At 73.2% G+C, this 2,864-nt stretch carries 3 protein-coding genes; all 3 read left to right on the top strand.

Annotated features, from left to right (window positions below):
- A partial coding sequence (locus RWP81_RS15940; protein ID WP_314457746.1) for a glycosyltransferase family 2 protein occupies positions 1–986 on the top strand: 986 nt, incomplete at its 5' end.
- Positions 983–1,696, top strand: coding sequence for an exosortase S (gene xrtS / locus RWP81_RS15935; protein ID WP_314457744.1), 714 nt, complete (start codon positions 983–985; stop codon positions 1,694–1,696). The genes RWP81_RS15940 and xrtS, both read left to right, overlap by 4 nt.
- Positions 1,693–2,864: non-hydrolyzing UDP-N-acetylglucosamine 2-epimerase (gene wecB, locus RWP81_RS15930; RefSeq protein ID WP_314457741.1), on the top strand; the 1,172-nt coding region annotated here is incomplete at its 3' end. The genes xrtS and wecB, both read left to right, overlap by 4 nt.

Here is a 2,864-nt window from a genome sequence, read left to right as displayed (position 1 = left end):
GGGGCCACGGGCGGGGTCCCCGGGGGGGGGGGCCCCACCACCCTACTGCTCCGCCCCCCCACGCCGACGGGTCGCTCGCCGAGAACGCCCTCCGTCAGGCGGCCGGCCCCGCGGCGTTCGGCTCACCCGACGTGGGAGCGACCCAGGTGGCCGTGCGCATGAGCAACCGAGACGACCCCGCCCCGGCCGCGGGGAAGAGCGGGTTCGGTCAGGCCTGGGCGCGGTATCTCATCCGCATGCAGGACATCGAATTCCGCACGACCATCGCGGCGATGCAGGTGCTTCGCATGCGGACGGTCTCGGTGGGGCTCGGCGGCAACGGGCAGTTCACCCGCCTCAGCGCCCTGCGCGCCGCTTCCGCCGACCAGGGCGTGCCGTGGGGCGACGCTCTGCTGGAGGACTACGAGGTGGGCCTTCGCATCATGCTCGCCGGCTACCGCACCGTGTACGCCCACGACACGTGGGTGTCGCAGGAGGCACTGCCCTCGGCACGACGCCTGCTCACCCAGCGCACCCGCTGGTGCCAGGGCGGCCTGCAGTGCGCGCGCTACCTGCCCAAGATCTACGCGTCCCGCACCTTCACCAACGCGGGGGCGTTGGAGGCGGCGTACTTCCTCGCCATCCCCTACATCCAGCTGATCGGGTTCGTGCTCTGGCCCACCGTCACCATCGCCATGGTCGTGTCCGGCGCCCTGTCGCCGGGCGGTCTGTTCGGCTGGCTGGCCGGCGCCACCTGGGTCATCCCGCTGTGGATCCTCACCGGCATCCTCCCCTTCGCCCTCTGGCCGCTCGTGTACGTCACGCGTGAGGAACGGCATCCCCTCTGGCGTGCGGGGCTCTGGGGCCTGGGGTACTGGCTGTACATGTACCAGAGCTACATCTGCGTCGTGCGGGCCTTCGGCCGCATGATGACCGGGCGCCGGGGCTGGACCAAGACCCGCCGCAACGCCGAGACCGGACGCCTGCTGCTGGCGGTGGAATCGTGAGCGTCGCCGTCACGCCGCTTCGGGCCCGCGGCGGTCGGGCGAGCGCCCGTGATCGACGCGTCCGGATCGCCCGCCTGGCCACCGCGGGAGCGCTGGCGATCGCCGCGGCGGCCCTCATCGCGACGGAGGCGACGACACGCGCCGCCGAGGCGATCCTCGCGCGGGAGTTCATCGGCCTTGTCGCCCCCGGCCGCGCGGTCGCCGCGGGCCCCATCGTGTGGTTCGGCATCGGCACCCCGGAGGTCACGGGCCTGGTCATCACCACGATGTGCTCGACCACCGTGCTCGCCGTTCCGCTGCTGCTCCTCGCCGTAGCGATCACGGGCATCACCCGCGCTCCGACCAGCCGCGTCGGGATCGGGCTGCTCGTCGGACTCGGCATCGCGGTGTTCTGCAACATGGTCCGTTTCGCCTCGGCCGCCTGGGCCTACGGCGCGTACGGCCGTGAGGGGTTCGACCTCGTGCACCGCTATGTCGGGTCGTTGTTCGTCATCGTCGGGTTCGTCGTGGCGATCGTGCTGCTGCTGCGCATCTCGCTGCGCGAGACAGGCCCGCGTCGAGCCGCCGCTCGTCCGACCGGGCCTCGGGCGGGTGGTCGGTCGGCCGGGTCTGGGACGGGTGGTCGGACGGCCGAGTCACGGGCGGGTGGCCCCCTCCCTGCTGCACCCCCCGCAGATGACGTCCGCCCGAACGAGAAGAGCCGCCGATGACCCCTCCCTGGATCGACGTCGTCTACGGCACGCGGCCCGAGGCGATCAAGTGCGCCCCGCTCGTCGCGGAGCTGCAGCGACGCGACGGCATCCGCACGACCGTGACCGTCACCGGCCAGCACCGCGAGATGGTCGCCGAGATCAACGCGTCGTTCGGCATCCGCCCCGACGCCGACCTCGACGTGTTCCGCCGCGGCGCCGCCCTCGCCGAAACCACCTCGACGATCTTCGCCGCCCTCTCGGCCCGCTGGGCCGATGGAGCACCGGATGCCGTGGTGGTGCAGGGCGACACCGCCAGCGCCGCCCTCGCGGCGGTCGCGGCCTACTACGCCGGAGCCCGCGTCATCCATCTCGAAGCCGGCCTGCGGTCGGGCGACCTGCGCTCGCCCTTCCCGGAAGAGGGCAACCGTCGCCTCATCGCCCCGCTGGCATCCCTGCACCTGGCACCGACGGATGCCGCCGAACGCAACCTCCTCGCGGAGGGCGTCAGCCCCCACGACATCGTCGTCACCGGCAACACCGGCATCGACGCCCTGCACCGCCAGAAGACCCACCCGCAACGCTTCGACGATCCCGCGATGGAGCAGATCGCCGTGGGCGCGGAACGCGTCGTGCTGGTCACGGTGCACCGCCGCGAGTCGTGGGGCGGGCCGCTCGCGCGTATCGCCTCGGGCGTCGCCGAGGTCATCGCCGCGCGTCCCGACGTGGTGGCGGTGCTCCCCCTGCATCCCAATCCGCAGGTGCGCGCCGAGGTTCGCGCCGCCGTCGGCGATGCCGAGCGGGTCGTGCTGTGCGAACCCCTCCCCTACGCCCAGTTCGGGCGAATGCTGGGGCGGGCGTACTGCACGGTGACCGATTCGGGCGGTGTGCAGGAGGAGGCGCCGGCCCTCGGCGTGCCGGCGCTCGTCGTCCGCGAGACCACCGAACGCGGCGAGGGGGTCGCCGCGGGGGCGGCGCGTCTCATCGGCACGCGTCGGGAAGCGGTCGTGGCGGAGCTCTCGGCGTTGCTCGACGACCCCGCCGTGCACGCACGCATGTCCCGGGCGCAGAACCTCTACGGCGACGGCCGCGCCGCCCCGCGCGCCGTCGACGCGATCGAGCGGTTGCTCGGCGTTTCGACGGTGGAAGCCGGGGCGGCGGGGGTCGTAGCGCACGCGGAGCTCGCGGG

Source organism: uncultured Microbacterium sp. (assembly GCF_963521695.1).
Classification (GTDB): domain Bacteria; phylum Actinomycetota; class Actinomycetes; order Actinomycetales; family Microbacteriaceae; genus Microbacterium.
This window is presented reverse-complemented; position numbering and strand designations above follow the sequence as displayed.